This is a genomic window from Salinicoccus hispanicus (assembly GCF_009831115.1).
GTDB classification, from domain to species: domain Bacteria; phylum Bacillota; class Bacilli; order Staphylococcales; family Salinicoccaceae; genus Salinicoccus; species Salinicoccus hispanicus.
Genome location: NZ_WUUK01000005.1, coordinates 242,851 through 269,203, shown reverse-complemented (window position 1 = coordinate 269,203; position 26,353 = coordinate 242,851). Strand labels below are relative to the sequence as shown.

At 44.9% G+C, this 26,353-nt stretch carries 19 protein-coding genes and 1 pseudogene; 12 read left to right on the top strand and 8 right to left on the bottom strand.

What is annotated here, in order from left to right; translation table 11 throughout:
- Positions 1–178: 178 nt before the first annotated feature.
- The gene (locus GQ671_RS12785) at positions 179–1,264 is read left to right on the top strand and encodes an LPXTG cell wall anchor domain-containing protein (protein ID WP_160657951.1); all 1,086 of its coding nucleotides are present in this window, start codon (positions 179–181) and stop codon (positions 1,262–1,264) included.
- Between the two features lie 174 nt (positions 1,265–1,438).
- On the opposite strand, the gene GQ671_RS12780 is transcribed toward GQ671_RS12785, so the two are convergent.
- Genes GQ671_RS12780 through GQ671_RS12770 form a run of 3 tightly spaced genes read right to left on the bottom strand, consistent with a single transcriptional unit; the run spans position 1,439 to position 3,442 of the window.
- On the bottom strand, positions 1,439–2,080 hold the full coding sequence (locus GQ671_RS12780; protein ID WP_160657948.1) for a hypothetical protein: 642 nt from the start codon (positions 2,078–2,080) through the stop codon (positions 1,439–1,441).
- A 47-nt stretch (positions 2,081–2,127) separates the two neighbouring features.
- Positions 2,128–2,715: a TetR/AcrR family transcriptional regulator gene (locus GQ671_RS12775; RefSeq protein WP_160657946.1), complete on the bottom strand. Its 588-nt coding sequence runs from the start codon at positions 2,713–2,715 to the stop codon at positions 2,128–2,130.
- Between the two features lie 19 nt (positions 2,716–2,734).
- Positions 2,735–3,442: an MBL fold metallo-hydrolase gene (locus GQ671_RS12770; protein WP_160658036.1), complete on the bottom strand. Its 708-nt coding sequence runs from the start codon at positions 3,440–3,442 to the stop codon at positions 2,735–2,737.
- A gap of 85 nt (positions 3,443–3,527) precedes the next feature.
- Between GQ671_RS12770 and GQ671_RS13045 the strand changes: the two are divergent.
- Positions 3,528–3,684 (top strand): annotated as a pseudogene (locus GQ671_RS13045) (IS3 family transposase); the annotation flags it as partial.
- 71 nt (positions 3,685–3,755) lie between these two features.
- Here the strand turns inward: GQ671_RS13045 and GQ671_RS12765 are convergent.
- The gene (locus GQ671_RS12765) at positions 3,756–5,456 is read right to left on the bottom strand and encodes a M3 family oligoendopeptidase (RefSeq protein WP_160657943.1); all 1,701 of its coding nucleotides are present in this window, start codon (positions 5,454–5,456) and stop codon (positions 3,756–3,758) included.
- Positions 5,457–5,591: 135 nt separating this feature from the next.
- On the opposite strand from GQ671_RS12765, the gene GQ671_RS12760 reads away from it, so the two are divergent.
- Positions 5,592–7,019 carry a phosphate--AMP phosphotransferase gene (locus GQ671_RS12760; RefSeq protein WP_160657941.1) on the top strand — a complete coding sequence of 476 codons (1,428 nt, stop codon included), beginning with the start codon at positions 5,592–5,594 and terminating at the stop codon, positions 7,017–7,019.
- 251 nt (positions 7,020–7,270) lie between these two features.
- Positions 7,271–10,912 (top strand): S8 family serine peptidase, encoded by a 3,642-nt coding sequence (locus GQ671_RS12755; RefSeq protein ID WP_160657938.1) that lies wholly within the window; start codon positions 7,271–7,273, stop codon positions 10,910–10,912.
- 49 nt (positions 10,913–10,961) lie between these two features.
- Here the strand turns inward: GQ671_RS12755 and GQ671_RS12750 are convergent, their stop codons facing one another.
- Positions 10,962–11,714, bottom strand: coding sequence for a CPBP family intramembrane glutamic endopeptidase (locus GQ671_RS12750; RefSeq protein WP_160657936.1), 753 nt, complete (start codon positions 11,712–11,714; stop codon positions 10,962–10,964).
- 173 nt (positions 11,715–11,887) lie between these two features.
- Between GQ671_RS12750 and groES the strand changes: the two genes are divergently transcribed.
- From groES to GQ671_RS12730, 4 genes are all read left to right on the top strand, one after another.
- Positions 11,888–12,172, top strand: coding sequence for a co-chaperone GroES (gene groES, locus GQ671_RS12745; protein WP_160657933.1), 285 nt, complete (start codon positions 11,888–11,890; stop codon positions 12,170–12,172).
- 63 nt (positions 12,173–12,235) lie between these two features.
- Complete coding sequence (gene groL / locus GQ671_RS12740; RefSeq protein WP_160657929.1) at positions 12,236–13,864, top strand: chaperonin GroEL; 1,629 nt, start codon at positions 12,236–12,238, stop codon at positions 13,862–13,864.
- A gap of 195 nt (positions 13,865–14,059) precedes the next feature.
- On the top strand, positions 14,060–14,353 hold the full coding sequence (locus GQ671_RS12735; protein ID WP_160657926.1) for a hypothetical protein: 294 nt from the start codon (positions 14,060–14,062) through the stop codon (positions 14,351–14,353).
- Positions 14,354–14,846: 493 nt separating this feature from the next.
- Positions 14,847–15,812, top strand: coding sequence for a formylglycine-generating enzyme family protein (locus GQ671_RS12730; RefSeq protein ID WP_160657924.1), 966 nt, complete (start codon positions 14,847–14,849; stop codon positions 15,810–15,812).
- A gap of 132 nt (positions 15,813–15,944) precedes the next feature.
- Here the strand turns inward: GQ671_RS12730 and GQ671_RS12725 are convergent, their stop codons facing one another.
- Complete coding sequence (locus GQ671_RS12725) at positions 15,945–17,087, bottom strand: helix-turn-helix domain-containing protein (RefSeq protein WP_160657922.1); 1,143 nt, start codon at positions 17,085–17,087, stop codon at positions 15,945–15,947.
- A gap of 265 nt (positions 17,088–17,352) precedes the next feature.
- Between GQ671_RS12725 and GQ671_RS12720 the strand changes: the two genes are divergently transcribed.
- The 3 genes from GQ671_RS12720 to GQ671_RS12710 all read left to right on the top strand — a co-directional run bounded on the left by GQ671_RS12720 (position 17,353) and on the right by GQ671_RS12710 (position 22,674).
- A complete protein-coding gene (locus tag GQ671_RS12720) occupies positions 17,353–18,717 on the top strand; it encodes an MFS transporter (RefSeq protein ID WP_160657919.1) in 1,365 nt (454 codons plus the stop codon).
- Between the two features lie 73 nt (positions 18,718–18,790).
- Positions 18,791–20,332: a sulfatase family protein gene (locus tag GQ671_RS12715; RefSeq protein WP_160657917.1), complete on the top strand. Its 1,542-nt coding sequence runs from the start codon at positions 18,791–18,793 to the stop codon at positions 20,330–20,332.
- A gap of 62 nt (positions 20,333–20,394) precedes the next feature.
- Complete coding sequence (locus GQ671_RS12710; protein WP_160657915.1) at positions 20,395–22,674, top strand: glycoside hydrolase family 3 C-terminal domain-containing protein; 2,280 nt, start codon at positions 20,395–20,397, stop codon at positions 22,672–22,674.
- 182 nt (positions 22,675–22,856) lie between these two features.
- Here the strand turns inward: GQ671_RS12710 and GQ671_RS12705 are convergent, their stop codons facing one another.
- Together GQ671_RS12705 and GQ671_RS12700 are read right to left on the bottom strand one after the other, a co-directional pair.
- Entirely contained in the window at positions 22,857–23,096 is a 240-nt protein-coding gene (locus GQ671_RS12705; RefSeq protein WP_160657913.1) for an indolepyruvate ferredoxin oxidoreductase subunit alpha, read from the bottom strand.
- Between the two features lie 174 nt (positions 23,097–23,270).
- The gene (locus tag GQ671_RS12700; protein ID WP_160657911.1) at positions 23,271–24,038 is read right to left on the bottom strand and encodes an NRDE family protein; all 768 of its coding nucleotides are present in this window, start codon (positions 24,036–24,038) and stop codon (positions 23,271–23,273) included.
- 165 nt (positions 24,039–24,203) lie between these two features.
- Here GQ671_RS12700 and GQ671_RS12695 point away from each other — a divergent pair, with 165 nt between their 5' ends.
- Positions 24,204–26,204 (top strand): penicillin-binding transpeptidase domain-containing protein, encoded by a 2,001-nt coding sequence (locus GQ671_RS12695; RefSeq protein WP_160657907.1) that lies wholly within the window; start codon positions 24,204–24,206, stop codon positions 26,202–26,204.
- The last annotated feature ends 149 nt before the right edge of the window (positions 26,205–26,353 follow it).

Genomic DNA, 26,353 nt, shown 5'->3' with positions numbered 1-26,353 from the left:
AAGTTACTTTATTGAAACATTACTGAAATATTCCATCGTAATAAGGCACCAGTATTAAGGTTATGTAACAACTCGGATATTAGGTGGATACCCCCTGCTCATTCTAATATAATGATGATTATTGAAAGCGACTAGAATGGTATAGTCTGATGGGGGAGTCATATTGAAAAATAAAATAATGAAGAGTAGTATCGCATCCCTGCTGATTGCATCTACCCTATTCATATCCTATATAGACACAGTAATCCAAGCGGAAGAAGCTGAAGCAGAGGCGACTACGGAAGAAGCTGTTATGAATGAAGACGTCCAGGTGGAAAATACTGAGGAAGCATCATCAGAAAGCGTAGAAGCACCGTCTACAGACGAAAATACTGCTGAATCATCAGAGGAGCCATCCACCGAAGCAGCACCGGAAGACGTGCTTGTCAGTGCCACTCCGGACGATTCAGATGAAACCGAAGCCCGTGAGGCGGCAATGGAAGCTCATGGACAGAATGATGAAAGCCAGGAGAGTGGTACATCTGCCGAACTGTCTTCAGAACAGCCTGGAACTCCTCCTCTTGAAACGGATGAGGGTTATAATACAGTACCGGAACCAACCGAAGAAGTGACGGGTGAACCGGTAACGGAGGAAGCACCGACGACTGAACCGGAGACTGGGGAAATTCCGACATCAGAGCCGGTGGAAGAGACACCGGCTTCTGAGGAGACCGTTGAAGAAACAATTGAAGAGACCAATCAGCCTCCGACAAGCGAAGTGCCTGTACAGGAGGATGAAGGAACTGTAGCAGAAGAACCGGTCGTGGAACCGGTGGAACCTTCATCAGAAGTACCAGCATCAGGTTCTGAAACGGATGGCAGTGGTTTCGCACCGTATCCGGAAGTGGAGAATGACTACGCAGGCCCAGGACCTTCCGAAGCGCAGGCTACTGAAAAGAAAAGATATTTCCGATACGATTATGGCAATATACTGGAAGGCATAACTCTTCAGCCTGGAGCATCGGAAGCAGAGCTTGGACTTCTGGATAAACGGGTCAATCGCTTGTTGTCAGCGAGAATCATGGAAGAATCGGAAGTGGACGAAGCGGATATTTATGAAATTGAAGAAAAGATCAAGAATGAAGAAGCCGTTTCTACTTCAACATCGCGAGAAATCCTTCCGGATACAGGGGAGACGAACTACACTTTTATCTACGGCACAGTACTCTTCATTTCAGGTATAATACTGCTATTTATAATGAGAAAACCAAAGCATAATAAGTAAAAAACATTCCAATTATGAAATAACCCCAAATGGTAGACACTTTAAAAAAGTGACCCATTTGGGGTTATTTCTGTTATGCCGTTTCAGTTTGCTAAAGTGGCTATTCATCGTCTACAGCAAACAAATCTTCAGCATTTCAGATGCTTACATGAAAATTGTGATATCTATTATTTTTCATTTTCTTGATCTGGTTATTTCCCATGCTATCGAAAAACAACCGACAGCCATCAGAAGCCCGTGGATGACACGTAGTGGCTGATCAGCCAGGAACTGCGGCAAATACAATATCATCCCTATTGCAAGCAAAACACCGGTCCATTTCGAGTGTTTCCCGGATTTCCAAAAAGTATTTGCCACGATAATTGTTGAAATCACGAGAAGGATGAGTCCAATGATAAACAGAATCAGGCCAGGGCCGGAACGGACAATTGCTTCCAAACTGACTAAGCTATCGTTCTGCTGATCAAGTGCAGCATGACCGATTGCATGAAGTCCGAAAGTCTCTCCGCCATAATAAGGCATGGTTAAACCAAGTCCGATAATCGAAAGTCCCGTGGCCGTGTAGACAGAAGAAGCGGAAGACTTATTCTCAAATGCTCCGGATAACCCTAAAAAACCGACTGACAGAAAAGTGAAAGCAACCATTCCTAAAATATGGGATATCATCCATTCGCCAGAGGCAAAAACAACCGCTCCCTCCATGGTTTTTTCATCTGAAAAGGGCCGGATTATCGGATAAAGTACAAATGCTATTCCTGAGATAATAAAGGGCAGATTAATGAAATCTGCTTTTTTTACTTGTGTCAGATTTATCATTCGAACCACCTTCTTCACTTAAAATCATACCTTATTCATTTTTTCTTCTAATCTTTATTCTTCTGTTTTTCAACCATTGAATGGATGCCTTCAAGATAGGTTGAGATGGTAACTGAAAAACTTTCATCGAGATCAACGGACATTTGAAAGCCTCCCGTTCTTTCCAATGAAGCAAAGCCGTGTAATATGCTTCTCAAACCTCTTACAGTATGAATTGCCGCTTCCTCCTGCAATTCATATTCTTGAAGGACTTGTAAAACCAGCTTAACGATAGCGGTTTGGGCGTGTTCCAGCTTCTCATCTAAAGGTTTCGAAATTCGGTTGGCTGCATCGTAAAGTCCAGGATGAATCTTAACAAAGTCAATATAGGCTTGCGAAAGTGCATGAACTGCCTGGTCACCTGTTTTCCCTACTGCGGCAGGCAATAAATGAGCATAAAGTTGTTCTGTGCCATATAGAGACAATTTCTGTTTTAAGCTCTGTAACCCATCAACGTGGTTATACAGGGATGGAGGTTTAATGTGTAATTCCTGGGCCAGCGAAATGAGTGAGAGTTGATCCAACCCATGCGCGTCTACGAGTGCTGTTGCTTTTTCTAAAATCAAATCCGTATCCAGCTTTGTCCTGCTTGCCATTTTGCCACTTCCTATTTCTTCATTTTATCTGTTGTTTTGCTTCTTCAATTGCCTTGTCCATTTGCGCTTTGGGATCCTCTAACATTTTGCCATGTCCGACTGCTAGTAAAGCGGGATTTAACGCACATAGCTTCTGGGCACTTTCCAAAGCAAGCTCTTTGTGCCATGTTGCTAGTGCTGGAAATGGAAATAGCGGCTTCATTACACCTGAAACAGCGATTCCACCTTTTGTCTGCATCGCATCGCCTGCTACCAGATTGCCATTGCGCAAATCAAACAGACTGATGGATCCAGGTGTATGTCCTGGTGAACAAACCACTTCCAGAGAACCGATCCGATCACCTTCCATAAGTAAGATATCCGGCCTTGTTCGGATCCCTTTTGGCACCCCTCCACGTATCGGTTGGTTCGGTTCATCTGGAAGCAAAGTCATATTACCAGCCAACAATTGTGCGTCTCTATCCGAAATATAAACACTCAATTCAGGAAGAGCAGCTTTCATTGCATCCAATGAACCCACATGATCACTATGAGCGTGTGTCAGTATCAATCTGGTGATGGGCTTGCCGATTTTACTGGCAGTCAGAAGAATTTTATTGTGGCAAAACGGCATTGCAGAATCTATCAGCGTTAAGCTGTCATCTTCCTCCACTAAATAACAATTCACAGGGAACAGCCTTGGCATAAATGATAGTTGATGCAAGTTTTTGGCGTTGGAAATCAACATTATCTTGAGCCTACCTCTCTTTAAAACTAATCTTACTATTATATTAACTAATCTTAATAGTTTATGCAAATTTAAAAGAATAAACTTCTCTGCTTTCAAGGATGACACTGGTTTTAAACAGGCGGCCAGCCTAGGCGTCTTGAAAGGGGTGGTGGATGATTACATGGCGCATTACAACAGAATACGAAAGCAGTGCCAACAAAAAGATGACTCCGGCAAAATACCGAAGTCATCTTATGGCAGCCTGGCTGCAGGGTACCTTTTTTATGAACTGTCTATTAGATGGGGCTCAGTTCATGAATAGGATACTTTTTTATAGTACTTTATCGTCGATAGAATTCAGATAATGCTTAACTTCCTCCACTACGGATTCAAGGCATCCATCCTCAAACGGAGAGGTCAGATTGGCCGACTGTGCCAATGCATTGAATGGCAGTGAGCCACCCAGTTTGCACAGATTGACATAGTCCGCCCATGCTGCGTCGAAGTCTTCATTTGCACGCTTCCAGAACTGGAGTGCACACACTTGCGCCAGCGTGTAGTCGATGTAGTAGAATGGTACACCGAATACATGCCCCTGCCTGTGCCAGAACGCTCCGCTTGAGAGCGGCTCTATGCCATCGTAGTCACGGTGCGGCAGATATTTATCTTCAAGCTTCTTCCATTCCTGACGGCGCTCGAGAGGTGTGAGTTCGGGGTTCTCATAGACAATATGCTGGAACTCGTCGATGGCCACTCCATAAGGCAGGAAGGAGATATTGTCCGCCATATGCGTGAACTTGAATTTATCCGTATCTTCCTTGAAGAACAGGTTCATCCAAGGGTAGGTGAAGTATTCCATGCTCATGGAATGGATTTCAGCAGCTTCCAGTGTCGGGAATTGATATTCCGGTACTTCGAATCCTCTCGACATATAGCTCTGGAATGCATGCCCGGCTTCATGTGTCAGCACAGTCACATCGTCCAGTGTACCATTGAAATTCGAGAAGATGAACGGAGATGCATGGTTCGGTATGAACGTGCAGTACCCGCCGCCTTCCTTGCCTTTCTTGGCTTCTACATCAAACAGTTCGCGCTCTCTCATGAATGTATAGAATTCGTCTGTTTCCGGAGACAGTTCTTTGTACATCTTTGCACCATTCTCAAGAATCTCTTCAGTATCGCCTTTTGGTGTCGCATTACCGGTGACGAAATCGAAGGATTCATCATATGATTTCAGTTCAGAAAGGCCGATTCTCTTGCGCTGTCTTTCCTTCAGTTCCGTAACGAGCGGAACCACGTGATCCGCCACCTGGCGTCTGAAGTTCTCCACCATATCGCGGTCATAGTCGATCCGGTTCATACGGATATAGCCGAGTTCGACGAAATCCTTATATCCCAGTTCCTGTGCAATCTGATGGCGTGTCTTGACGAGGTCATCATAGATCTGATCGATCTTTTCCAGCTGCGTTCCCATGAAGCCTTGTACAGCTTCGGTGGCGCCGCGTCTCATATCACGGTCCTTGTGCTGGGCGTAAGGGCCGAATTCGGACAGGTTGAGCACCTTGCCATCGAACTCGATTTCCGCAGAAGCCATGAGTTTCGAGTACTCGGAATCGAGCTTGTTCTCTTTCTGAAGCAGTTCCTTCACTTTCGGGTCGAACCCTTTGATTGCATTCTGCGCCAGGGCAAACAGCTGCTTTCCGTATCTTTCCTCGAGTGCATCCCTATGTTGGCTACTAGAGATTGCCTGGTAGTATTTATGGTCGATCTCCTGGATCATTGGTCCGTATTCATCGAAGAACGTTCTCTCCTGATCATAGAACTCATCTTTTGTATCAATGGAAGCACGTATGTAGGTCAGTGTGCTCATTGTCGACAGGTGGTTGAAATGTACATTCAGCCTGTCGATGACCTCACCTTGTTCCTCTGCAGAATTCTTTGTCTTGAACTCTTCGAGCAATGCATCCACTTCAGAAGATATTTTTTCAAGATCCGGTCTTTCGTATTCATAGTCTTTAAAAGTGCGTACCATGTTCATCCCCCTAAAAGTTATATACACTACCATATTATCATATTCATTTGAGATGCACCTCAAGTTTACAATATGTTCAGATTATTTGACTTGTGGGTAGAGATAGGAGAGATGATAAACAAAGGGAGAGATGACATGGTAGAAACAGATGAGATGCTTGAGAACAGAATAGGAGAAATGACGAGAAAGACGAATGAGTTGGGGATTCCACTCATGATTGTGATTGAAGGCCCACCAGCATCCGGGAAATCCCGTCTGTCGAACGCACTGTATATGGCGCTCGATGCCAAATATACGGATTTCATGGCCACCCGTCCGCCAAGGGATATAGATCTCAGGTACCCGTTCCTGCAGCGCTACTGGAACCACCTGCCGAAGAACGGGGATATCAATATCCATTTCAGAAGCTGGTATGCCCAGTACATCGAATACAAGACGAACAATGTGCAGGAAAACGTCAGAGTGGACTACGGGGAGATCAAAAAGGATATCGACCACTTTGAACAGACGCTGATGAATAATGGCTATGAAATCATCAAGTTCTACGTGCATACGACGGATGAAGTGAGAGACCGGCATATTGAAAAACTGAGGGCGAACCCTGTGCTGAAGTGGAAGGCGGAGGAGTTTGCAGAACGGCTGGATAAGATCGACTATGAAAATGAAATGAAGCAGTTCCTCAATGAACCGACCGGCTGTCCGTGGACGGTGATCGATTTCGAGGACAAGGGTGGTGCAATCAACACGCTCTACAGCACCATCATAGAACGTCTGGAGAAGCGGGTTAAAAAGGAAGAGAACGCGAAAACACCGGAAGTGGATGGAGAATTTACCAAGAACTATGAACCTGAATTCTTCAACTTCGACTTCAAGAAGGAAAAGATCAAGAAAAAGGAATACAAGGAGATACTGCCTGAACTGCAGTCGAGGATGCGCGAAATCCAGTTCCAGCTCTATGAGAAGAAGATGCCGCTCGTCATTGTGTACGAAGGCATGGATGCAGCCGGCAAAGGTGGCAATATCAAGCGTATCCGGGAGAGTCTGGATCCGACCGGGTATACGGTCAATGCGACCGGGGCACCGAGCGACATTGAACTGGCGCGCCACTACTTATGGCGGTTTGCCATCGATACGCCAAGAAGCGGACACATCGGTTTCTTTGACCGCAGCTGGTATGGCAGAGTGCTTGTGGAACGTATCGAAGGGTTCGCAACGAACACGGAATGGAAACAGGCCTATGAGGAGATCAACAACTTTGAGAAATCATTGTATAATTCCGGTGCAATCATCGTGAAGTTCTTCCTGTCACTCGATAAGGATGAACAGCTGGAACGCTTCAATGATCGTCAGGATGACGCGGACAAGCAGTGGAAACTGACGGATGAAGACTGGAGGAACAGGGAGAAATGGGATCTCTACGTGCAGGCGGGGGAAGACATGGTGCGCGAAACGAATACTGAACACGCACCCTGGCATGTCATCGCCGGAAACAATAAGAAATATGCCAGGATTACGGCACTCAGAAAAGTGATAGAGGCGTGTGAAGCGCGTCTCGGTAAATAGGCAAATAATCTATATACGATAATCCCGGAAGTTGGAAATCAATCCGAATTCGGGATCTTTTTAGTGTGGAATTCATGATTACGGGATTCCAAAGATCATTTCATTCTTAGTATTGATGGAATCCACGGCCATCCTCATATGATTTTCAAGGAAATACTTATTGCACCATCATTGGAAAATGTATATCCTATAGAAGAACTGTTTAATTTTTGAAAATTTGAACAGTTCATAATATATAGGGGGAATGATAGATGCAGTCGTTTAAACGGATTTTTCTTCTATTCACAGCACTTCTTCTGGTATTCAGTGCATTCGGCACCGAAGTAATGGCAAACGAACTGGGCAAACCGGAACGTTCGCCAACATTGGACGAAACGCACTTTGAACAGTATCAGAACGTGCAGAGCCAGCTGGATGTTCTTACGGGTGAGGCCCAGCTTGGTGAGAGTCTTGAGAACAAGGAAGGTAATGTGAATGTCATTGTACATTACAGGGAACCTTCTGTTGGACTCCAAAAAGGGATTGTACAATCACAAGGGAAAAAATGGTCTGGACTTGATGCAGACAAGGTCAGACAGAAAATAGAGAAACAGCAGCGTCAGGCTGAACACAGTATGCGGAATAAGAATATCAATTTTTCCAAAGGCAATACATACTCTACTGTGCTGAATGCCGAATCCATGACTGTTGCAGCAGAAGATCTTGGAAAACTGCTGGAAGTTGAAGAAGTGGCACTGGTCGAGGAGGACTATTTTGTCCAGCTCGATCCTGAAGTCGGCACGATACACAATGAAGACATCGAAGGTGTGTCTGATGTATCGGATGAAGATATGGCACCGAACTACATCACAGGCATTACGCACCTTGATATCCCGAAAGTATGGGAACTTGGCAATCGCGGCCAAGGCGTAAAAGTAGGCGTCATCGATACAGGTATAGACTACAACCACCCCGATCTCGCTGATGTATACAAGGGTGGCAGAAACTATGTGAACGGTACGAACTATCTGGTGGAAAGACCGTCGGATGATCCTTACGAAACAAAACCTGAAGAACGTCCGGATGGTCTGCCGGAATATGATGATCGTGGCAACTCCTATTGGACGACACACGGTACACATGTGGCCGGAACAATTGCAGCACAGGGCAATAATGACTACGGTATGATCGGTGTAGCACCGAATGTCGATCTGTATGCCTATCGTGTACTCGGTGCATACGGCAGTGGTTATACATCCTGGATTGTAGGCGGCGTTGAAGGCGCAGTAGAGGATGGCATGGATGTCATCAATCTTTCTCTCGGCAATACGCTGAGTGATGAGAGCCAGGCAAACTCCTTTGCACTGAACAACGCCATGCTGCTCGGTACGACTGCTTTTGCAGCAACCGGCAACTCTGGTCCAGAACGCTCTACAGTCGGTGGACCGGCAACGAGTACGATGGCCATCAGTGTCGGCAATACGACATTGCCTGAGCAGAGAGTGGCCTCCAATGTCACACTTGAAGCAGGTAGTTTTTCAGAGACATTTGATGCGAACTTCATGGCTTTCATGATCGGTTCACATCCGGAAGAAAACCTTGAAGAGACGATGGAAGTCGTCAGTGTACCCGGTGTCGGAAATGGTACCGACTTTGAAGGTGTTGATGCTGAGAATAAAGTCGCACTCATACAGCGTGGTGAAATCGCATTTGTCGATAAGATTGCGAATGCACGTGATAATGGTGCTCAAGGCGTCATCATCTACAATTCCGCAGACGGATCGAACGCGCCTGGACCGGTGGACGTCTTCCTCGGTACAGCATTCGACTACGTACCAACACTTGATATCTCGCATACACTCGGTGCAGAATTTGCATCTGCAGTAGACGAAGCGGGTACCGGCAGCATCACTTTCAACAGCTTTGAAGATGCAATGACAGCGGGTGACGCAGTGAATGATTCCTCTTCAAGAGGTCCGTCTACGCCGAACTTCGATATTAAACCGGACGTTTCAGCACCAGGAACAAACATACTTTCCACAATTCCTGAATTTGCTGCTTCCGGAGATTATTCCAAAGCATACTCACAATACACAGGCACTTCCATGGCGACACCGCATGCAGCGGGAATCGGCGCACTGCTTATCGAACTGCATCCGGAATGGACACCGTTCGACGTGAAGTCAGCGATGAGCAACACGGCCAAAGTACTCGATACGACGCTCTATGATGTATTCGATCAGGGCGCAGGACTCGTCCAGCCGTACGCTGCAGCAACAACGAATACACTGATTAAAGTGCCGCATGAATCCACAATGGATGGTGAAACGCACAGTCATACACGTGGTACGATGTCCTTCGGATTCGTCAGCCCGGGTGAATCGGCACAGACAGTGACGAAGGACCTCATCATCGAAAGCAGCTCCGGGGAGACCTACAGCTTTGATGTCGTAACAGTCAAAGCACCGACAGGGTCAATGGCCGGCGCAACACTGACACCAAGTACACAGTCGGTGACAGTGAACGGCAGCCAGACGGTCCAGTTCAACCTGGATGTACCGGCGGGTGTTGAAGAACCGGGCAATGAGTTCCTCGGTTATATCAATGTTACAAGTGGATCCGGTACGTATTCCGTGCCATTTGCGGTCGGTTTTGCACCACCGATGCAGCAGGGATTTGCAGAACTCTATCTTAACGACTACCATATGTCACCTAACGGCGACGGCGTACAGGACGAAACGTCCGTATATGCGGCTTTTCATAATCCACAGCAGCTGACAGCATTCAGCTGGTACGATCTGCTCAATCCGACAGCAGGACCGAATGCAGATGGCTATATTGGCGATTTCGCCTTTATTGAAGGCATAGGATCTTCTATTACAGTGCCTGTAGACGGGACAATGTATAATATCGAAAATGGAGAATACGTTTATTCAGACGTGCCGGATGGTGTATATACGATAGATGCCATTTCTCTCCATGAAGGCGGCACCGAACTCCAATATGATGGACCATTGTTCGTCAAACGCAGTGCAGCACAAGTTGTGGACCCGGCAATTTCGGGTGGTGTCATCTCAGCTGATATTGAAGACCTCTACATCGAAGTACTTCCGGTACTTGAGGAGATGTACGGCATGTCCTATGATCCAAATACCTTCATCAGTTCAAACTATGAGCTGACTGACAATGCGGGTACAGAGGAAGGTGCTGTTACGATTGATGCTGACGGTACACTGTCACTTGATTTCTCAGGCCACACAGGCGTGCATAATCTGACACTCGAATTTATTGATATAGCGGGCAACAGTGGCACATACGTCTACACGGTCAATTTCGACGAAAATACAATCACAGAAGGCGAAGCGGAACTGCCTGATGAGGAATTACCTGAAGAAACACCGGAAGACAATGCTTACGAGCTGACAGAAGCGGATATCGGTGATGGCATTACAAGAAACAATATCAAAGATATTCAGGTGACCATACCTGACGCAAGTATCCAGGACGGATCTGCTTCAATCAGAATTTCAGATGAGTTGATTTCGCAGTTTGCGGGAATGCGCAAGAATAAGACGGTTGTATTGAACGTCGGCAGCACAGCAGTCCAGCTGACCGTTCAGAACTTCCAGCAGTTTGCAGCATATGATGCAGTGGAAGTCGATGTACTGCGCGCGCCAGGCACAGAAGCGAATCATGTAGGTGACATATATGAATTCATACTCAGAGGGGTTGCTGGTGACGAGACAGAAACGATCACGCAGCTCGACTCGGCAATGAGTATCATGATCGAATCACCTGGCAGGCACTTTGATGTATATGATATCGCGGCCGATACAGTCGTCAAATCAAAATACAATAAGAAGCAGCAGGTCGTGCAAACGACAGTACCATCTTCATATGTCGTCATAGAATAATAAAAATGCATCCGGAGATATCTCCGGATGCATTTTTCAATCTATAGGGCTAGAACATCAGACGCAGTATTGTACCTGCCGTATCCCGTATCTGCTCAAGCTGTTCGATATAGTCCTTGAACATCACCTGGAGCAGGACAACGAGTCCGTTCATCAGCATATGGACGAGTATCGGGACAAGCAGCCTGCCGCTCATGACATACAGGAAGCTGAATGTATAGGCCATGGTAACGTAGATGAGAATGTGCGTAAGATCCCAGTGGGCAAGCGCAAAGATGAGTCCACTGATCAGCCCGGCGACGAGAAAGCCGATGATTCTGGCACCTGGAATCATTTCATATATCTCAGCAAAGATGGCCCGGCGGAATACGTATTCCTCAAGTATCGGACCGAGGAGCGCCACAACGAGAATCATGAATGGTGCAGATTCTATCATTTCTATGATGCTGTTCGTGTTTTCACTCTCTATCGGATTGCCGAGAACATGCACATTGACAAGTCCGGCAACAATCTGTGAACCGTAGGCAAGAACAACACCACCGACCACCCAGGCGATTGTTACAGGTATATCCGACTGCGGTCCGCGTTCGATGCGGTTTTTATTCTTATGCAGCCGCCCGATTATGATGACGACGATGACACCGATCGCAAAAGCAGCTGCCTGATATGGCATGACCTGATCCAGCAGTTCCGCCTCGGTAATCGAAGGGTTGGTGAAGGCAAGGACAATAGAAACCGGCAGTACAGCAAGCTGGACTGCAATGAATACGACGATGATTAAAGCGCTGTATAACTTTCTCAAAATAAACCCCCCATTTTCCAATACAGCTATTCTACCCTAAAAATTAATGTGATTAAAGCAAATAGATATCACTTGCAATATTGACCAACTTTGATTATTATTTAATTGTTAGCACTTCGAATGTATGAGTGCTAAATCTAATGATATTTGTACTATTAAAGGAGGGTTTTCACGTGTTGAAACCATTAGGCAACAGAGTCGTCATTGATCTGACTCAAAAGGAAGAAAAGACAAAGAGCGGTATCATCCTGACTGAATCCGCAAAGGAAAAACCACAAGAAGGAACTGTGGTGGCAGTTGGCTCAGGAAAAGTATTGGAAAATGGCAAACGCGCTGAAGTTGAAGTCAAAGAGGGCGATCGTGTCGTCTATTCCAAATTTGCTGGTACTGAAATCAGACATGATGATCAGGACTATTTGATTCTCGCAGATTCCGACATTCTGGCTGTAATCGAATAATCGCATCCAATAAAATAAGCGCAATCCATTAGATTTAGATTTGTATAGGAGGAATGATTGTAAATGGCTAAAGAACTGAAGTTTTCTGAAGATGCACGCCAGTCCATGCTCGCTGGTGTAGATAAATTGGCAAATGCCGTGAAAGTGACACTTGGACCGAAAGGACGTAACGTCGTTCTGGATAAATCCTTCACTTCACCACTGATCACCAATGATGGTGTGACAATCGCAAAAGAGATCGAACTCGAAGATCCATATGAAAACATGGGTGCCAAGCTGGTTGCCGAAGTGGCAAACCAGACAAATGAAATTGCCGGTGACGGTACAACAACAGCGACAGTACTCGCCCAGGCAATGATCCAGGAAGGCCTCAAGAACGTAACAAGCGGTGCCAATCCCGTGGGTATCAGATCCGGTATCTCCCAAGCTGTGGAAGTTGCAGTGAAAGAGCTGGAGAACATTTCCCGTCCAGTGCAGGATAAGGAATCCATTGCACAGGTTGGTGCAATCTCAGCTGCAGATCCGGAAGTTGGCGATTACATTTCCGAAGCAATGGAGAAGGTCGGTAATGACGGCGTCATCACAATCGAAGAATCCCGCGGATTCAAAACTGAACTTGAAGTCGTTGAAGGCATGCAGTTCGACCGCGGCTACACGTCCCCTTACATGGTGACGGATTCCGAGAAGATGGTTGCAGACCTGGACAACCCTTATATTCTTATTACAGACAAGAAGATTTCAAACTTCCAGGATATCCTGCCACTGCTCGAGCAGATCGTTCAGCAGTCCCGTCCGGTACTCATCATTGCTGATGACGTCGAAGGCGACGCAATGGCGAACCTCGTACTGAACAAACTGCGCGGTACGTTCACTGCAATCGCAGTCAAAGCACCAGGATTCGGTGATCGTCGTAAGGCGATGCTCGAAGATATCGCTGTACTCACTGGCGGCCAGGTCATCACAGAAGATCTCGGACTCGACCTGAAAGAAGCGACAGTCGACATGCTCGGTACAGCATCCAAAGTCAATGTGACAAAAGACCATACAACAGTGGTTGAAGGTGCCGGAGATAAGACGAACATCGAAGCACGTATCGGTCAGATCAAATCCCAGATCGAAGAAACAGCATCAACCTTCGATAAGGAAAAACTCCAGGAACGCCTTGCGAAACTTTCCGGTGGCGTCGCAGTCATCAAAGTCGGTGCTGCAACCGAGACGGAAATGAAAGAGCGCAAGCTCCGTATTGAAGATGCTTTGAACTCCACACGTGCCGCTGTCGAAGAAGGCATCGTAGCCGGTGGGGGAACTGCACTCGTCAACATCTACAACAAAGTGGCGGAAATCGAAGCGACAGGCGATGTGAAGACAGGTGTCAACATCGTACTGAAAGCACTCGAAGCACCACTCCGTCAGATCGTTGAAAACGCCGGCCTTGAGGGTTCAGTCATCGTAGAACGCCTCAAGACACAAGAACCAGGCATCGGTTTCAACGCAGCAACTGACGAATGGGTGAACATGATCGACGAAGGTATCGTGGACCCTACAAAAGTCACACGTTCCGCACTGCAGAATGCAGGATCCGTTGCAGCCATGTTCCTCACTACAGAAGCAGTCGTTGCTGACATTCCAGGTGAGAATGGCGGCGGAGACATGGGTGCCGGCATGGGCGGCGGCATGCCAGGCATGATGTAATTATTTTAATAAGTACGGATATGACAGGGCTCTTAGGAGACCCTGTCATATTTTTTGTGTACAGCTTTTTATGATGCTGCTGAAACTCGTGGAATCTGTCTTACTTTTTTGGTGTTCTAGAATGCTTATTCAATTTACATTTATAGGATTGTCTATTTGAATTTAGATAAGGTCAGAAATAGAGGAGATGTAAAAATGGAGGATCGAATCATGAAAATACTCAGTTTGATCATTGGTATTTTCTTTTTTGCTTTCTATATAGTTATCATTGACAACATATTTTATAACGGCAGTTACTTGGGTTTCCCCTATATTCTACTTACCATCTACTTTTTCATTTCAATCTTCACTTTACCTCTAGTCAGTCTGGAAGCAGGGGAAGCAACGAAAGACAAAAATGTTTTTGTTGCCAGTAATTCCTTAATTGGAGCATATCTGATTTCGCCAATCTGGGTCGCATCAAAGTTTTTTAAAAGCAAAGGAAGTTAGGGGTAAACCATAGCAGGGTTCACATGCTATATTTGATAAAATTCTTTCTCAATACTCGAGCAGTTATAAAAAATTTGATGGAAAATCCCTATATACCTCCAGTGTCATAGAGACATCTCGTTCCAAAGTGTTTCATATGAAGAAGCAGTATCATCTATGCTAAGGTAGAAGCATCATTTGAAGCAGAACATAGGAGGAATTTTGATGTCCGTAAAAAATCAAAGACATATTGAGTCAAATGACTTTGAAAGAAAAAGTCGAAATGTTATCCGGGACTGATGTAGGAAATAGATTTCATTAGTCTCTCATCAGTTCATTGAACTGATGAGGGGCTTTTTAATTATGAACTTCTATGCTGTTCATATGGACACTATCTGAGTATCCATAAATACCTTAGATATCACACCATATTTTTCTTTTTCATGTTAGAATCTAAAATAATTACATATTCATATCTGCGGATATAATTAGTTTGGAAAGGAAGCTATGCTCTATGAAGAATCAGTCTTGTTGTTCAGGTAGCCGAGAGATGATGCAAAATAGTACTATAAAAAAAGCAGAGCAGGAGAAACAGGATATATCCCAAAGGAGCGATATCCGTTTTGAATCCAAGATGGTGCGTATCCCTGGAGGAAGTTTTCTTATGGGTACAGAGGATGGAGAAGGATTCAAGTCTGATGGCGAAGGGCCCATAAGAAGTGTGGAAGTATCATCCTTCTACATGGATGCCCATACAGTGACAAATCGGGAGTTCACGCAATTTGTCGAGGAAACAGGATACAGAACAGAAGCTGAATCTTTCGGGTGGTCTTTCATATTCTATAAACTGCTTCCTGAAAACTATGAACCGACAGTGCAGCAGCTGCCAGGTATTCCCTGGTGGTATGCTGCAGAAGAGGTGTATTGGTACCAACCGGAAGGGCAAGGCTCTTCTATCGAAGATCGAATGGACCATCCGGTTATTCATGTCTCTTGGAATGATGCTGCAGCATTCTGCAAATGGGCTGGAAAAAGGTTGCCGACTGAAGCAGAGTGGGAGATGGCCGCCCGAGGTGGTTTGGAACAAAAGAAGTTTCCTTGGGGAGATGAACTTACTCCAGACGGAGTACACTACTGTAATATATGGCAAGGAGCTTTTCCAAAAGAGAATACGTTGGAAGATGGCTTTATGAGTACTGCACCGGCCCAGTCATTTCCACCAAATGGCTACGGTCTACATAATGTAGCGGGAAACGTATGGGAATGGTGCTCGGATTGGTTTGCTAAAAACAACCATCAACGTTCTGCCGTCAACCCGACCGGTCCGACGGAGGGAAAAGCAAAAGTAATGCGTGGGGGCTCCTACCTCTGCCATCATTCATACTGCAATCGATACAGAGTGGCAGCGAGAAGTTCCAATACTATGGACAGTTCTGCTGGCAACATTGGTTTTCGTTGTGTGGTGTCAGCAAACGACTAGTGAGATTTCCATTTTGAATTAGTAAAAAGCGTAATATAATAAAAAACTTATCCCTGAAGAAATTAGGTTACCTCCTACTTTCTTCAGGGATATTTACATATTTTATTACTGTATAGACCACTGTCGCTCAAATTATAGAATAGAGTAGGCATTGCGAAACTTCTTGGGAGTCAATCCGGTATGTTTCTTGAATACCCTTGTAAAGTAGCTTTGATCGTGGAAGTTGAGCAACGTTGAAATCTCCAATAGAGAGTAATCTGAGGAAGTAATCAGCAGTTTTGATTCTTCTACTTTTGCTTCCTGAATATAGTCTTTCAAGTTGATACCGGTTTCTTTTTTGAATAATGCAGATAAATAATTTGGGTGTACATTCACTATTTCTGCCAGTTTGCCAAGTGTAAGATCATCATATAGATTTTTAAAGACATAGCTCACACATTGATTGATAATGGTCGAATATTGAATTCTTGTTTTCTTTGCGACTTGAGATGTGAAATCGATGATGGCTGTCTCCAACGCATGATCGACCTTCTCTTGTGAATCCAACTCCTCCAAATTCTGTATATGTAGATCGCTCAACGTATAAGCAACTTCATTATGCACGCCGTTTTTCATTACTTCTCGTGTCATCAGAGCGATGATGACAATTCCCAAATTCTTTCTACCACGTAGCAGATTACCCTTTGATAAGACCCCTATCTTACCTGACTCGGGAGTTGACCGAAATTCCTTTATTGCAGTCTGAGCATCACCTTTTTGTACAGCCTGAAGAAACTTTCTCTCATAAAGCTGAGTATGATGGAGGGAAAATTCTCTTCTACCTTTGGAAATCGCCAGATCAGGCGCTTGCAGTTCTTCTATTTTGATATGATTCTTGTTGTGGATGATATCATGCAATTCAATCTGTTCATTATGAATCATGTAGTACAGTTGCATAAGAATATAGAAATCTTTAGTCCCATCCAATCTTACAAGAGATTTTAGATAGTTTTCGATTTCACTATTTTGTCTGTTACTTGAGATCTTTCTCATAATACTTTCTTTTTTTGTATCAATGTCCAGGTAAGGCCCAATAATGAATATCCCTTCTACTGTACCGTTACTAATGTAAGGGAGGGTTATAAACTTCTCCATATAAACAGTACTCTGGATGGAGGGGCCGTCGATTTTGGTTTGTTCATAGATCTTCTTCAACATCTCGGATTTAGAAGGGTAGAAAGGATTTTTATCATAGTTGAAAGAGAATTCAACAATTATCTCTTGATCAAAGTTCATGAAGAAGACTGGAATCCGATGGATCTCAAAGAACACTCTGCTAATGTATTCAAGTTTATCTGCATTCTGTTCTATTTTAATCCCTCCTATATTTATAGTTTATCAGTTGAGATGCTGCTCACAAAATTTTTAATATTTTCATTATTTAATATTAATATATTACTAAAAATATTGATATATAGACACATAAAATAGTTAAAACCCTTTATATTTTAGAAAGCGCTTACGAAAACGCTTTACAAATATGAATGTCAGGTGGAATTCTATGTTTAAGGTAGATCAGGTTCCTTGGAAGGAACGGATCAGTTATGGGTTGGCGGATACTGCTTCCAACTTAATTTTTGTTATGGTATCCACTTATTTACTTTACTTTTATACTGATGTCTTCGGAATCGGTGCCGGTGTCGTGGGGACACTGTTTCTCATTGTAAGGTTTCTTGATGCTGGTACCGATCTTTTTGCAGGGTATGTCATCGATCGAACAAGTACGAAATGGGGAAAATTCAGACCTTACTTTCTATGGATGTGTCTGCCTTTCGCCATTCTGGGTGTCATCGCGTTCCTCACACCGGATTTAAGTACAGAAGGTAAAATATGGTACGCGTATTCAACATACATACTTCTGGGGCTTGCATATACATTTATCAATATTCCTCTATCTGCGATGTTGCCAAGTATGTCTAATAACCCTCAGGAAAGACACGAAGTTACTTCCATTCGATTGATTTTTGGGCAAATCGGTGGGTTTATAGTCTCTGTTTTCACATTGCCGTTAGTCTCTTTCTTTGGAGATGGCAACGAAGCAAGAGGATTTGCACTTACGATGACTCTCTTTGGAATCATTGCGATACCAATGTTCATCAATGCTTTCAAAAATACGACTGAGAGACAATATTATAAAACTCAAGAAGTTGTCCCTCTTAAAGAAGGTATGAGAGCTTTCAATCTACCTTGGTTGATCATTTTCATTTCGAAGATGGCATTCTTTTTCATCTTCATTATAAGAAATCAATCCACTGTTTATTTCGTCCAATACAATTTTGGAAGGCAAGATATTGTACCAATTGTAATGGGTCTGAACTATTTAACGATTGTTGCACTTCTACTCATTCCCTTCTTTACAAAACGATTTGGTGGAAAAGGAACAATGCAGTTGGGTATCATCATAGGTATCATCGGATCCCTCATCATCTATGGCGCTACCTTGCTTTCATCTATCCCGCTGCTTTATTTGGGTGTGGGTATCGGAAGTATTGGACTCGGTCTAATTCCAAGTCTATTGTTCTCCCTCATTGCTGATACTATCGATTACGGCGAATGGAAATCTGGAGTAAGAGCAAATGGTCTTCTATACTCTGGTTCTACTTTCGCAGCAAAGTTCGGTATGGGTATTGGCGGAGCAGCAGGTGCATGGATGCTTGCATTCGGTAATTATGTGCCTAATGCTGATTCGCAGTCTGCTTCTGCTTTGAGCGCCATCGAGTTCAGCTATATCTGGTTTCCTGTAATCAGTTTCACCCTGGTACTGATCCTACTTCAATTCTATAAACTGGATAAAATGCATCCTCAAATCGTAGCTGACTTGAAAGAGAGAAATGGAGAAATTGAGGAAGTAACGGCAAAAAATTAAAGAGTGTCTTACTATAGATTTTAAAGATTTAAACGATAAGAAACATAATTTGAAAATACAAGGAGCGATATACGTGAAAGTTTTATTTCTAGATCTAGACTCTGTAAGTCCACGTCACTTAGGGAGTTACGGATATGAACGAGACACCTCTCCAAATATCGATAAGATTGCAGAGCAAGGGGTCCAGTTCAACAACTACTATACTTCCGATGCCCCTTGCGCCCCTTCACGCACCGCTCTGATGTCCGGACAGTTCGGCCTGCGCAATGGTCTTGTCGGACATGGCGGTACTGCCGGTGACATGAGACATGAAGGGGAGAGCAGAAACCTATTTTCAGATCTATCCGTCGGTGGGTCACTCCCTTCGTTCCTACAGCTTGGCGCGGGGTTGAATACAGCGTTGATCAGTCCTTTTCCACAAAGACATGGAACGTACAATTTCTATGCGGGTTTCAATGAAATTTTCAACACAGGTGGATTTGGTATGGAATCTGCTGAGCAGGTGACACCTGTAGCTAAAGACTGGTTGGACAAGAATGGTAAAGACGACGATTGGTTCCTTTACATCAACTATTGGGATGCACATACGCCTTACCGGGCACCTGAGAGTTTCGGAAATCCATTCGAAAATACTGAATTGCCATCATGGGCCAACGAAGAAACGCTTGAAAAGCACCAACAGGCAGTGGGACCACATAGTGTACATGAGCTCGAAATCGATCATAACAATATGACCTATACCAACGAGGTGAGCGATAAGTTCCCAAGAAGCCCAGGCGAGATAAAGACGATGGCTGATTTGAGAAAGATGATTGATGGATATGATACGGGGATCCGTTACGTAGATGAACACGTAGGGATGCTGGTTGATCATCTTGAGCAACTGGGTGTGTTGGAAGACACCGTCATCATCATTTCTGCAGATCACGGGGAAAACATGGGACAGCTTGGCATTTATGGGGAACACGCGACTGCAGATGATGGGACATGCCGGATACCAATGATCATCAAATGGCCAGGAATGCAAGAAGGTGTAGTGGACGAAGGTCTCCACTATCATCTGGACCTGCCGCTTACATTGGCGGAAATGCTTGATCTGCCAGCTTCTCCAAATTGGGATGGTCGCAGTTTTGCTGACTCCTTGAAAACGGGCGCAGATACCGGACGGGACTATCTAGTGATTTCACAATGTGCACATGTTGCGCAGCGTAGCGTCAGATTCGGTGATTGGCTCTATATGAAAACATACCACGACGGTTACCATCTATTCGATGATGAGATGCTTTTCAATCTAAAGGATGATCCAAGAGAAGAAAACAATGTCGCTGAAGCACACAGAGAAGTATGTATGGAAGGCGCTTACTATTTGAACCAGTGGCGTGATACGACGATGATAAAAGCAGGTCTTGATGTTGATCCACTTTGGACAGTTATGAAAGAGGGGGGACCTTTCCATGCCAAAGGATTCCTTAAGAATTACGGTCAGAGATTGATTGAAACTGGTCGGGAAGAGCAGTTCGAAAAGTTGAAAGCAAAGCATCCTCAGGAATTTCCGGAGGAAAGAAGAGATGAAAAAGGCGAGTTCACTCGAAAAATGATGTCCAGCTTATTTTAATAATAGTAAATAGAGCGTGGGTGACGAGTAAATTGAACATAAAATTAGAGGAGGCATTCATTATGTCCGACAAAATCAAAGAAATACTGAGCCAGATGACTCTCGAAGAAAAGGTTGAAATGTGTTCAGGTGCTGATTTCTGGAATCTAAAGGGAATAGAGCGCCTTGGTGTTCCTTCAATACTGGTAACTGATGGGCCTCACGGGGTTAGAAAACAAGCGGAAGGGGCCGACCATTTGGGATTGACCGACAGTCTGCCTGCAACCTGTTTCCCTTCAGCAGCAGGTCTTGCAAGTACATGGGATCGTAATCTGCTCACAAAAGTGGGACGTACACTTGGAACAGAGGCGTTATCAGAAAAAGTGGGTGTACTGCTTGGACCGGGTGCCAATATTAAACGTTCCCCACTATGTGGGCGCAACTTTGAATATTTCTCGGAAGACCCGTATCTATCCAGTGAACTTGCTGCGAGTCATATCAATGGTTTGCAGAGCCAAGGTGTAGGTGGATCGTTGAAACACTTCGCTGTCAATAACCAAGAGCACAGACGCATGTCTACAAATGCTGTAGTAGATGAGCGAACGTTGCGCGAAATATACCTCGCAAGCTTCGAAGGGGCTGTAAAAAAGGCCCAGCCTTGGACGGTAATGAGTGCATACAATAAAGTAAATGGTGAGTTCGCTTCAGAGAACCACCGTCTACTCACAGAAATCCTTAGAGAAGAATGGGGATTTGATGGGATTGTAGTATCCGACTGGGGTGCGGTAAATGAGAGAGTAGCAAGCTTGAAGGCTGGTCTTGAACTTGAAATGCCAGGCAGTTATGGCATCGGCAAGAAGAAACTGCTTGAAGCTGTTGAATCAGGCGAACTGGAGACTGGTCAGTTGGATGAGTCTGTAGAAGGACTGCTTGAATTGATTTTCAAAGTTGTAGAAAGTCAAAAGAATGATGTATCTTTTGATAAGAAAGCGCATCATAATTTCGCAAGTGAAGTGGCATCTGAAAGTATGGTACTTCTGAAAAACGAAGACCAGATTCTCCCAATCTCCAAAGAAAAAGATATCGCCATCATTGGTGCACTGGCGAGAAAACCACGTTATCAGGGCGGAGGCAGTTCAAACATCAATCCAACAGAGCTTGATGACATCTATAACGAACTGTGCCAAGATAATACGGCTGACGTGAGTTACTCTGAAGGTTATGCGCTTGACGGAGACCAAGTAGATGATGCTCTGCTACAGGAAGCCAAAAATCATGCTGTCCAAGCAGAAACAGCAGTGCTGTTCCTTGGCTTACCGGATGCATATGAATCTGAAGGTTATGACCGCACGCATCTATCATTGCCTGAGAACCAGCTTCAACTGATTGAAGCGATCAGCGAAGTCCAATCTAATATTGTCGTTGTACTGAGCAATGGTGCGCCTATAGAGATGCCTTGGCTACCTAAAGTTAAAGCCGTGCTTGAAGGATATCTTGGAGGCCAGGCTCTAGGCAGCGCAATTGCCAAACTGCTGTATGGTGATGTAAACCCGAGTGGCAGATTGGCCGAAACTTTCCCAGTTAGATTGGAAGATAATCCTTCATACCTCAACTTCCCAGGCGACGGTGATGAAGTAGAATATAAAGAAGGTATCTATGTCGGTTATCGCTACTATGACAAGAAAAATGTGGAGCCGCTGTTCCCATTTGGTTATGGGTTGAGCTATACGACATTCGAATTCGGTAATCTTGAAGTGGAAGAATCAAAAGATGGAGACTATAACGTAAAAGTTTCTGTGGACATCAGTAACACAGGAGATCGTGCAGGCAAGGCAGTTGCACAACTTTATATAAAAGATGTCGAGACTACGATTTCACGCCCTGAGCAGGAATTGAAAGGGTTTGAGAAAGTCCACCTGGAGGCAGGCGAAACAAAGAAAGTCACTTTTGACCTCGATATGCGTTCCTTTGCTTTTTATGATGTTGATCTCCAGGACTGGCGCGTAGAAGGTGGAAAGTTTGAAGTTGCAGTTGGTTCATCTTCAAGGAATCTTGAACTTTCTCAGACAATAACTGTAAAAGATAGCCATACTAAGCCAGAGAAAGTGAATCGCAATACGACGATGGGTGATTTGATGAAGAACCCTGAGCAAGCAAAAATTGTTGAAAATATGCTTGCCAGTGTTGAGACACCGCTTACTCAGCATATGGATGAAAATAGTGGTATGAGTGATATGATGGAAGCAATGACGAAGTATCTGCCACTGCGCGCCTTATCCAACTTCAGTGAAGGTAAATTTACAGAAGAGGATATGCAGAAGTATATCGATGAATTGAACCAAGCAAGTACACCTACTGTGTAATTAACCTATATGGGTAGAGAAGCAAAAAGACCATCGCAAAGTTCAATTGAGCTTTGCGATGGTCTTTCATTTGGTTCGAGAATAGTATAAATGGCTTAGAATTTTTAACATCAAAACTATGGGTAGATTATGAATTAAAAAATGAACCTTGTTCGAGGACACTCCCTCGAACAAGGTTCATTTTATTTACTCGCGAAAAACTTCTCGGCTTTGGCCAGGAATGGCTCATCTTCCGGTGTCATTTCGTATTCTTCTACGATCGCATCTACCGGGCAGACGGCGACGCATGCGCCACAGTCGATGCAGATGTCAGGATCAATGTAGAACTGATCTGCTCCTTCTTCGATGCAATCGACGGGACAGACTTCTACGCAGTCTCCGGACTTCTCAGACATACACGGTTGCAGGATAACATATGCCATGGTACGACCTCCTCACTTTTATGGATATTTCTTTCGTTGGTTGGGGCTGGTACTCGTGTTCTTATGTGTAGACTTGAAATATGCCTCATTCTTCTGCTGAATGCTATCGTCAGGCAAATCATCTATATACTAATGATAAGGCATATGTGTAGTCAGGTCAATTTAGCCAGTAGATTAATACGAGTCGATTTTGAATGCATATTGGCTTTCGCCGGTCTGTCCGTCTTCTGAAAATGTTCGTTCAACGAATGTTGCATTGTCGTCATGGTCCACAAGAACGACGGTGGATGACCGGGTGCCATATTCCGGGATATTGATGAAGGCGGATGACAGCTGGCGCTCGAGTGATTCGGCCAGGCCGGTTTCCGGCAGTTCTTCCGTGGTCTGTTCGGAGTCGGCAAGCAGCTCGAAAATGACGTCGATGTCCAACGCGTCTGTATTATGCATATATTCCTCAAGCCTCGTTCTACCTTTGACGACTTTCGGCCATGGGGTATCGAGATGATGATTGCTCAGACCATGGGCACCGTCGGTAACAGCATCGACACTGCCGCCATCGTTGTTCAGGTAGAAGAGTTCGTCCTGGTTGCCGACAAGCAGATTGAACCCGGAGTAGTCATCCTTCTCGCGGTCGAGGGCATCAAGATAGGCTTCTGGTGTTGCGTGTCCGGTGAGGTAGTCACTGACCAGTGCGCCGCGTGATTTCTTATCCGTATCCAAGAAACCTGGTTTCCTGATGTTCGTAACGGCTGCAAACCGTCCCTGCTTCGTCAGTCCGAGCCATGTACCGCCTTTCTTCCGGTCCTGTCCGGCAAGCATGTCGGGATGGTCTTCCCAGAACTGGGCTGGGGCTGTCGGACGGCCATAGAATTCATCCCGGTTTGCTGCAATGACCAGCTTGTAGTGCGGGTGGTTGTTCTTTTGAAAAATGATCAGGCACATAGAATCCCCTCGTTCTTTTATAGGTTGCCTTCATACTATCACTTTAAGGGTGTTATAGCATGGGACGGGGTTCAGCTCGTTTTCCACCAGGAAAATATTGTGTTCTCTTTAAGGTGCTGCCCATCACTGGTATAATGATGAATATTAAAAATTGTGGAGGTCAAGATGAAGAAATTTCTATGGTCGATACCGGTAATTGTAATAATTCTGGCTGTGGGTCTTTATTTTCTGATGACATCGGATCTGTTTCAGAAGTCGGAAGAGGAAACGCTGAATCAGTTCACTGAAGCCTATCAGAATGGAGACTACGCAGACATATACCCGCTTATTAACGCATCTTCGAAAGAGAACTACTCTGAAGCGGAAGTGGTTGAGCGGAACCAGCAGCTGTTCGATTCGCTCGGAGTCGAAACCGCACGTCTTAAGGACTTGGAAAAGATAGAATCCGAATCGGAAGATGACACCGGGCAGACGTATGTCGGCAATCTTGTGCTGGATACCCGCTATGGGGAAATGAACAGGGAATACCAGATGGATTTCACCTACAATGAAGAAGAGAATGAGTGGTTTGTCGAATGGACACCGGATATGATCATCCCGGGACTTGATGATAATGAGCTGAGCATTGCGACGACTTCAGGTGCGCGGGGAGACATACTGGACCGTAATGGTGAACCGCTTGCATTCAATGGTACAAAGGAAACAGTAGGGTACATCGCCGGCCAGGTGGATGAATCAGAACTGCTCGAGACCGCTGAAGTGCTCGACATGGAAGAGGAAAGTCTTCAAAGTATTTTCAATGAGTCCTGGATTGAAGATGGCATGTTCGTGCCGGTGAAGGATGCGCACCGTTTTGATGATGAAGAGAAAGCGGACTTCGAAGCACAGGGGCTCTCCATCCAATCTTTCAGTGAGCGGGAATATCCGCTTGATGAAGCAAGCTTCCATCTGCTCGGTTATGTTGGACCGATTACTGCAGAGGAACTTGAGGAGCGGGAAGGATACAGCTCCGGTGACATGATCGGAAAAAGGGGCATTGAAAGGCTGTATGAAGACAGACTCAAGCCGGAGCAGGGCTATACCGTCCAGTTTGTGGATGATAGTGGCACTACTGAAGAAGAACTGTTTAGCGAAGCGCCGAAGGACGGAGAGGACATCATCCTGACAATTGATGGTGACACCCAGTCGACCATCTATGAGAATCTCGAAGAGGATTCGGGAGCGGGTGTTGCCATGGATCCGAATAACGGTGAAATGCTTGCTACCGTCAGCTATCCGAGTCCAAGCCCCTATGACTTCATGTTCGGCCTGTCACAAGAAGAATATGATGCACTCGAATCCGACGATGGCAGCCCGTTGCTGAATAAATTCAATCGTACGACGTCTCCAGGTTCCACCCAGAAGATACTGACATCGATCATAGCGATGAATTCGGATACTTTTGACAGGGACGCTGAAATGGAGATTACAGGAAAAGGCTGGCAGCAGGATGAGTCATGGGGCGGCTATGAAGTGAACCGCTACCACGTGATGGACGAATCATTCGATCTGAGGAAGGCACTGACCTATTCCGACAATATCTACTTTACACGCACGGCCCTCGATCTTGGAGCGGAAACCTTCATAGAGGGCATGGAGGATCTTGGCATCGGCCAGGAATATGATACGGACTATCCGATCTATACAAGCCAGGTTTCCAATGATGGCACGATAGAGAGTGATATACTGCTGGCAGATACAGGCTATGGGCAGGGAGAGCTGCTGATTTCACCAATCCAGATCACGTCCATCTACGGTGCAGTCATCAATGGTGGAGATGTCTATGAGCCGCACATCACACTCGAAAGCGAGGATAATGTGCTGATTGAAGACATTGCAAGCCAGGACAAGCTCGATTATCTTGAAACGGCGATGCGGGATGTCGTCAGACTGAACCATCCTGATGATACAGAGCGTGACTATGCCGAATTTGCCGGCAAGACCGGAACCAGTGAAAATAAGACGTCACAGGATACCCGTGGAGAAGAGACGGGCTGGTTCATCGGCTACGATCAGAGCACAAAAGATATGGTCATGAGCCTTTATGTTGAAGACGTCGAGGATAGGGGTATGAGTGAATATACTGCCCGGAAATTTGCTGAAATACATGATGCCCTGCGTGAATAGAATAGCTTGCCCGGAACCCTATGGTTCCGGGTTTTTTAATACGTTAATAAAAGCAATTAGAATTACCCACATAAGAAAAGTTTAGAAAAATCTAAAATAAGTATGGATTTATATGCAATTTTATGTATAATTAATAGATATTATTAATT

What these genes read in the sequence shown, in the direction of transcription:
- GQ671_RS12785 (WP_160657951.1), top strand. Translation starts at nt 179, where the DNA reads ATGAAGAGTAGTATCGCATCCCTGCTGATTGCATCTACCCTATTCATA.
- GQ671_RS12780 (WP_160657948.1), bottom strand. Translation starts at nt 2,080, where the DNA reads ATGATAAATCTGACACAAGTAAAAAAAGCAGATTTCATTAATCTGCCC.
- GQ671_RS12775 (WP_160657946.1), bottom strand. Translation starts at nt 2,715, where the DNA reads ATGGCAAGCAGGACAAAGCTGGATACGGATTTGATTTTAGAAAAAGCA.
- GQ671_RS12770 (WP_160658036.1), bottom strand. Translation starts at nt 3,442, where the DNA reads ATGTTGATTTCCAACGCCAAAAACTTGCATCAACTATCATTTATGCCA.
- GQ671_RS12765 (WP_160657943.1), bottom strand. Translation starts at nt 5,456, where the DNA reads ATGGTACGCACTTTTAAAGACTATGAATACGAAAGACCGGATCTTGAA.
- GQ671_RS12760 (WP_160657941.1), top strand. Translation starts at nt 5,592, where the DNA reads ATGGTAGAAACAGATGAGATGCTTGAGAACAGAATAGGAGAAATGACG.
- GQ671_RS12755 (WP_160657938.1), top strand. Translation starts at nt 7,271, where the DNA reads ATGCAGTCGTTTAAACGGATTTTTCTTCTATTCACAGCACTTCTTCTG.
- groL (WP_160657929.1), top strand. Translation starts at nt 12,236, where the DNA reads ATGGCTAAAGAACTGAAGTTTTCTGAAGATGCACGCCAGTCCATGCTC.
- GQ671_RS12735 (WP_160657926.1), top strand. Translation starts at nt 14,060, where the DNA reads ATGGAGGATCGAATCATGAAAATACTCAGTTTGATCATTGGTATTTTC.
- GQ671_RS12730 (WP_160657924.1), top strand. Translation starts at nt 14,847, where the DNA reads ATGAAGAATCAGTCTTGTTGTTCAGGTAGCCGAGAGATGATGCAAAAT.
- GQ671_RS12725 (WP_160657922.1), bottom strand. Translation starts at nt 17,087, where the DNA reads ATGAACTTTGATCAAGAGATAATTGTTGAATTCTCTTTCAACTATGAT.
- GQ671_RS12720 (WP_160657919.1), top strand. Translation starts at nt 17,353, where the DNA reads ATGTTTAAGGTAGATCAGGTTCCTTGGAAGGAACGGATCAGTTATGGG.
- GQ671_RS12710 (WP_160657915.1), top strand. Translation starts at nt 20,395, where the DNA reads ATGTCCGACAAAATCAAAGAAATACTGAGCCAGATGACTCTCGAAGAA.
- GQ671_RS12705 (WP_160657913.1), bottom strand. Translation starts at nt 23,096, where the DNA reads ATGGCATATGTTATCCTGCAACCGTGTATGTCTGAGAAGTCCGGAGAC.
- GQ671_RS12700 (WP_160657911.1), bottom strand. Translation starts at nt 24,038, where the DNA reads ATGTGCCTGATCATTTTTCAAAAGAACAACCACCCGCACTACAAGCTG.
- GQ671_RS12695 (WP_160657907.1), top strand. Translation starts at nt 24,204, where the DNA reads ATGAAGAAATTTCTATGGTCGATACCGGTAATTGTAATAATTCTGGCT.